This window comes from Mariprofundus sp. EBB-1, from assembly GCF_003665155.1.
Lineage (GTDB): Bacteria > Pseudomonadota > Zetaproteobacteria > Mariprofundales > Mariprofundaceae > Mariprofundus.
On record NZ_RCFQ01000053.1, the window covers coordinates 1 to 6,903 of the forward strand.

Genomic DNA, 6,903 nt, shown 5'->3' on the forward strand with positions numbered 1-6,903 from the left:
CTCATCACAGGTCTCGCGAGATAGCCCTAGGCTACCTTTCAAGCTGTTGAGTAAAGAACGCTCAGCATCATCTATCACTCCATCAGCTAAGGCCTTGACCGCTGCCTGACGGTAAATATCTTCATCACGATCCCCATCAACTACAGGCGCTATTTCACCCGCCAATGCTAAAAGCACAGCTTCAGCATTCGAAAAGCGATCCTTCGCATCTTTCGCCAACAGACCTTGTAAAACAGCCAGCTCTTCTTCAGATAGCGAAGCGGGATAAGCTGGGTCATGCGCAACATGACCCATCATCACCTTAGTATCCGTGCCGGTAAATGGTGGAGTGCCAACCAGCATTTCAAAATAGAGACAGCCTGCCGCGTAAAGATCCACGCGATGGTCATAACCATGCTCTTCATCAGCTTCAAACATCTCAGGAGCCATATATTTGATGGTTCCTGCTCGTGATGAAGCTTTCCTCGATTTTGAAATCGCTCTGGACACCCCAAAATCTGCTATCTTTACATGTCCATCGGCTGCAAGTAGCACATTATCCGGCTTTAAATCACGATGCACAACATCAAAGCTATGTAAATATTTTAACCCTTCCAAAATATCTATCAGGTGCTGTTTGGCCAATCCTGAGCTGATCTTTTTCCCTTCACCAATAAGTGATACAAGACTACCGCCAGGTAGATACTCCATCACAAGGTAAAGGTTCTCTTTTAATTTTTCTGTGGTTTTATACTGCACCACATTGGCATGATGCAGGCCAGCCATAAGCTCAATCTCGGAGAGCAGCGCCTCCTTATAATCATCATCCGTGATCTCTTTGATCGCAACATGCTTCTTGGAAAACTGCTCAAGAGCCTTATAAACAATGCCAAAGCTGCCATGACCGAGCTTGCTCTCAATCTGATATTTACCATCCAGAAATGGTTGCCCTAAATCAAGCATACAATGATACCTCTACTGTTTTTTGGCCACTTTATGTTTTCGCATTCTGGTAAGAAAACTATCAACAATTGCAGGAGATATTTGATACACCGCCGCTTTTACGGCTTCACTTGCGGTGGCTCCTGATTCAACAACATCATCCTTCACATCGCGCTCAGTAATGCGAAATAACTGCACGCCATCATCACCTGCAACTTTGATGTTAATACGCGATAGTTCGTAGACCTTCATATCCTCCGATGCAAATTGTGAATGCGCCTTGCGCATATCCACGGTGCCGCGAATACTGTAAAAAGCATCACCGAACTCCGGCGTCACCACATAATAACCAGCCTCGTTCAGGGCATTATTCAGATCGTGATCCAATGTTTTATCGTTGATCGACCGCCCATCCTGACGCACGGAGATATGATCTACTGTAAAGGATCGATCAAAAATCAAGCTACGCATCTGCTTGATCACTTTTTCTTTATCCGGCTCTACATACACCAACAGATCCACGTCATAACCAATATCCAAAGGCTTCTCTTTCACCACTTTATAGCTTTTGATAAAACCATGGCTAGATGTGTGAATCAAATCAGCCTGTACTACCAAATCCTTCACCAGCGTTTTTGATTTCAAAAACACACCGACAACCTGTGCTACTGCACTGCGAAGTGCATCCTGAATAGCAGCATTTCTATTCTCTCCATAGCCTGTAACCACTACTTCATTTTGAGCTGCTGAAGCAGAGCCTGGTAAAACCACAGCACACAATAACATTGCACTACAAACGAGTACAAAACCCATATTACTTATACATTGATAGTTCTTCATCATCTGTTTTATCATTTAAACAGCCCCTTTAATTTCTTCAACCCCAATGAAAATGGTGTTTGAACAATCTCAATCAGCATAATTGTCACGTTATCATGCCCCCCATGCTCTAAAGCCAGGGCTTTAAGCTTCTCAATTGCCTCAGCTCTCTCTGAACACTGCTGTAATATGGCAACCATCTCCTGTTCACTCACCATATCATAGAGACCATCCGAGCAAAGCAGGAATAACTCGCCCGATCGCACGTTGACAGACCCGACATCCACTTCAAGATTTTCATCTTCCACTGTGTCCGTTCCCAGCGCCTGCGACAACACTTGATTGAGATGGTGACTTTGCGCTTTTTCTGGTGCCAAACGTCCTATTTGAACCAAAACCTGAGCCTGTGTGTGATCACGTGTAATCTGCTCTAAAGAGCCTTCAAAAAATGAGTATAGACGAGAATCTCCAACATGGGCATAAATCCCGCTATTACCACGAATCAATAGTGCCGTTAGCGTTGTGCCCATCCCGGCATCATCTTCATTATCCTCTCCTGCTTGCACAATCGCACGATGTATCGCGTGCACCCGCTGATCTAAAATCAATTTCATAGCATCTTCATCGGCATCTAGAAGTTTGTGACTGTCCAATAAACGGGCCATTTTTTCACACGCGATAGCACTGGCCTTTTCACCTGAAGCATGCCCCCCCATTCCATCTGCCACCAGATGCAACGACAGCTCATCATCGATTTCTGAAACACCTGAGAAATATGCATCTTCATTATTCTTTTTGATTAAACCTCTGTCAGTTGTCCAGACGGCTTGCATTGATTCACTCATAATTGCTCCACAAATAATTTAATATCACGCATCAATAGCACATCACCATCACGCAAGGGCTGCCATCCCTCCCTTTGGTCAACGTTTTGATCGTCACGTTCGAGCAACTTAGCCCGATAACCTTTCTGTTCAGAATACTGAATTTTAAGCAGCAGATCATGATCATCATCCGCATACCCCACAGGCATTAGCTCCCCATGTTCATTCATGCCAAAATAACATTCTCTCCCCATCAATAGATATTCACAGTTCATATCTTTTTTCAATGAAGACCAGTATGTACCCAATTGACTAGCATCCAAATGGTCGGGCTTGAGCACATGCAGACGCCAGGCATCATCACCTTTCAATCGGTTCAACTTCAGCTCAGCGGCCTGGCCGACAATCAGACTATCCTGATCATTTAACACCACCTGTTGCCCTTGAGGGCACCGTTCCGCACTCTTTTTCAGCAGCGATCCGTTTGAGCTGCCCTGATCAAGTACATACACAGCCCTGTTTTCATGCAACAGCGCCGTCTGCTTACCGGCTGATGAAATGGTCTGCAAACCAAGGGGAATATCAGCTCCCGATGAACCTTCTCTACCCAAGATCAGCTTCTTATCCAGCAGCACCCGCCATTGCCGACCATTTGAGCCCAACAGCAACATATTGCCGTTGATAGAAAACTTCTGCCCAACCTTTGCAATCAACTGTTCAATTTCCCATCGTTTACTGCTTGGCAAGGTAGTTGCAGGCAGCAGAGACAATGCTTCTTCAGCATATTGCTGAGCCCGTTCATAACGCTCTCTGACAAACATATTTTCAGCTGCTGCAATCATAGATTCTACTTTTTCTGTCTGTTGCCCTTCTTCTGCCTGCCGGTAATAGCTTTGAATCTCCGGCAGTGAATCATTCAAGGCATTAGCCTGATCAAACTGATCCAGCGCCTCGGTAAATTGATTCTTATTCAGCAGTTTTTTGCCCTCTTGAAGAAGTTTGTAACCCTGTTTCAACTGCGGTAAATCTTGTTGCAACGAGAGAGCCTCATTCAGCTCTTTATTGATGCAGAGGCTACCATTTAGCAGTGTTTCACACTGGGGGAAATCTCCCTGCTGCATAGCCTGAACAGCATGTGCATACAGTTGCCTGGCCTCCTCTTCCTGCTCTTGCAGTGTTGTCATTGCCATCTGAAAGTCGTCAGGAAACGGATGCAAATGATCTTGCGCAAGCTGCAAATCCGCGATTAACGCGCTTGGTTTCTTATCCTGCTTGCTTTGCGCAATCCGGCCTTGCAGATCAGTCCTGAGAAAGCGTTGAAATTCATTTTCCATCATCTGATATGCATCCGATGCATCAACATGACGGCGCTTGAACATTCTCAATTGATAACTGGCCTGTTTGAAATGGTAATCGCGAATTTCAACAATGCATTGCTTCATTTCAGAAAACAGTGGAAAGACCTGCACTACTTTTTTCATCAAACGTTGATATTTTTCATTGTCAGGAAAGCTACTGGTTAACAAACTGAGTTTTTCAAGCAGTTCGGGAAGCACCTGATGTACCAAACATTCAGGGCCGAGCAGATCAACAACGGTCTGATAAGCCTCTTCAGCAACAACATGCGTCTGAATACGATCCAGAAATACAGACAATAACGGTGAGTCAGGATAGTGATAGAGAGATGTCTGTTTTAGTGTGGATGCTATGGCTTGATAACATTCCATAGCATTTTCATCCTGAAGCTTATCTTTGAGCTGTTGCTGCGAATAATCGACATAAGCTTCTTGATATGCTTTGGAAAATGCCTGCAACTCCATCTTGCTCTGCTCGAACATCTGTTTCAGATGCGTATAGAACTTGGAGTCAGTGTTGATCTCGTCACTTAACTGGCATTTGCATATCTGCTGATAGGCAGGTGAGAGCTCGACATCGGCAGCCGGGGAGAAAAAATCCGGATCACCGATCAACAGTGCAAAAAGCTGCTCCAACTGACCGGAGTGATGATAAATATCGGCCTGTTCCTTTAGCTGTTGCAGGTGCGCTTCACTCTCACAAAAATCCATCGCCTCACTTAAGCCAGACATACCGGAATAGAGTGCAAAAGCCTGATGATACTCTGAAGCAGCTTGCGCAAAATTGCCCGATTGCTGCTGTACCTCTGCCCCCGAACGGATCTGCTGCGCCTGAGTTAGGCGTTTGGTGTATTCCAGAAGCAGTTTATCCACATACGCCAGAGAAAACCCTTGTTGCTGAGCCTCTTTCAATAAGTTTAGTCCCTCTTCGAGAGAGCCACTGGAAAACAGTTCACCAGCTTCTATCATGGCCTTTTCCAAACCGGCTCGAATCACAGATAGAACATTCAGTTTATCTGTTGCATCAGCATAATGGGGCAAGATATCGACAACTTTCTGATAGGCTGGAATTGCATTTTCTAAGTCTGTAAGCTGTTCATAACCCGTTGCATTCAAATAAGCAATTTCAGCACGTTTGTTGAGCAGCTCATTTTGAAAATAACGGTATGGCTGATAGTTTGAATCCAGTTCAATGGCTACACCCATTTCGTTCGAGGCTTCATCAATATTATGTTGCTGATACATGTTACGTGCAGTTTGATAGTGGCCATCAGCGGCAGATAATATCGCTAATGATGATTCAAATGCAGGCAAGCGCTCAAAACATGCATGCTTCGATTTAATCAGAGTAACAATATCATCGGCATTTTTGAAATTTCGTTCTGCCACTGCGGCTTCACCCTGACGATACAGATCATCAACTTCAGCCTCCAGTAAATCACACTCTTCAAAGCGCTCCCGCACAAATTCATATTCCATTGGCAAACTTTTCAGATGCTGTTTGGCATCGTTTACATTACGCATCTCCAGCTGTTTACAGGCTTCTTCATATTCGTCATACACCTCCCACAACTCAAGGAAATTTTTCAGCCTGCGCTTAATATCCTGTGAGGAAGGGTTTAATTTATAGGCCATCACCAGCCCTTCTTCCACTTCTTGCAACTGTTCTCTACGCAACTGTTTGGTGGTGGTAATATGGGACAAGAGCTGGTCATGTTCCTTGAACAGTCGTTCGGCATACTGGAATGAATATTCGATCAACATCCCTTTCAGTTTAGAGCTTCCACCACCTAATATCACATCACGGTGCTGCAATATGGAACGGCGAAGCAGATAAATCGCATCCTGGAATCGGCCATCATTCCACAGCTTTTCAGCCTGCATTGAGCCTTCCACCACGGTGCCTGAACCAATCAATTTCTGCCAACCGGTACGTTCTTTTTTCTCAATCTCGGTCTCTTCAAAAGCACGAAGCAGTGCAGGCAAGCATCCTGATCCACCGAGCTCAGTAAGTGATGCATCATGTTTAATTTTAAGTGCATTGATCTGTTTTGGTGAAACACCTGTATCGGTGTAAACCTGGATAGCTTCATGCAGCTGCAGAAACGCTTTTGTGCGATTAAGCTCGTGTTCCGATGCCCTAAGCGCACTAGCAACTTTATTCAGTGTAAAGTGATAATCCATCATTCAACCCCGATCCCTATTCAACGCATCTCTCATTGTAGCCTAAAGCAAAGCAAGCGTAGCAGAAGATTCGCCAACAGAAAATCAATACGAACCAAAAAAACATACTAATTATTTTTTGGACAAAAATAGTCGATATAATAAAGCTCGGGATAATGGCAAGAATCCTTTGCTTTACACCTTACATGATGTGGCGTTGCCGGAATTCAGAACCAGTGCCAGGCTTGACTATTTTGCACTTAGAGCGAACGGGTAATGTTCTCAGCTTTTATTTTTAATAATGCATCTTTAGCCATGCGTTGCCGAAGTCTTCCTGCGGCTCTGCTTAATGCAGACAAATCCCGCCCCAGTTCAGCAGCAAGAGCAGTAAGCGTAAGACTTTCTAAATCTTGAACAATCCATGCGACCATGGCACGCATTTCTGCGCCTTGCCTAACATTTTCACCCCCATCCAAACCTGCCCGATCAACATCGTATTCTGTACAGACCACATCAATAATCTCAGCCAGAGTCGGAGATTTTATCGCCACTGGAAGCCCAGAAGAGTTTAGTGCTCGTTCAGCAAATGCATCATCGCCAAGTATCTGCCCTTGATGTGAGCCCGAATGAAAGTCATCTCGTCTGCATTCACCATCACCATCTTGGGTAAAGGACTTCAATAACTCTATTGCCTTCATTTTCTCTTCAGAGAAACGCCCAAGCACTGCCTCCATATGCAACCATGGAATCGTTGTTTCTCCCATGTATGCATGATGGCTGCTCCATTTATATTCAAATGCAGTCACACATAAGCCAGCGCG

4 protein-coding genes and 1 pseudogene are annotated in these 6,903 nt (G+C 44.7%); all 5 read right to left on the bottom strand.

Annotated features, from left to right (window positions below):
• On the bottom strand, positions 1 to 942 hold a 942-nt coding region (locus tag D8Y20_RS13260), incomplete at its 3' end, for a serine/threonine-protein kinase (protein WP_147434105.1).
• A gap of 12 nt (positions 943 to 954) precedes the next feature.
• Positions 955 to 1,776: a hypothetical protein gene (locus D8Y20_RS13265; protein ID WP_121544193.1), complete on the bottom strand. Its 822-nt coding sequence runs from the start codon at positions 1,774 to 1,776 to the stop codon at positions 955 to 957.
• Positions 1,773 to 2,585, bottom strand: a complete 813-nt coding sequence (locus D8Y20_RS13270) for a PP2C family serine/threonine-protein phosphatase (protein WP_121544194.1) — start codon at positions 2,583 to 2,585, stop codon at positions 1,773 to 1,775. The genes D8Y20_RS13265 and D8Y20_RS13270 overlap by 4 nt, the downstream gene beginning before the upstream one ends.
• Positions 2,582 to 6,103: an FHA domain-containing protein gene (locus D8Y20_RS13275; RefSeq protein ID WP_121544195.1), complete on the bottom strand. Its 3,522-nt coding sequence runs from the start codon at positions 6,101 to 6,103 to the stop codon at positions 2,582 to 2,584. Before D8Y20_RS13275 ends, D8Y20_RS13270 begins: the two co-directional genes overlap by 4 nt.
• A gap of 239 nt (positions 6,104 to 6,342) precedes the next feature.
• Positions 6,343 to 6,903: pseudogene (locus D8Y20_RS13280) on the bottom strand (transposase); the annotation flags it as partial.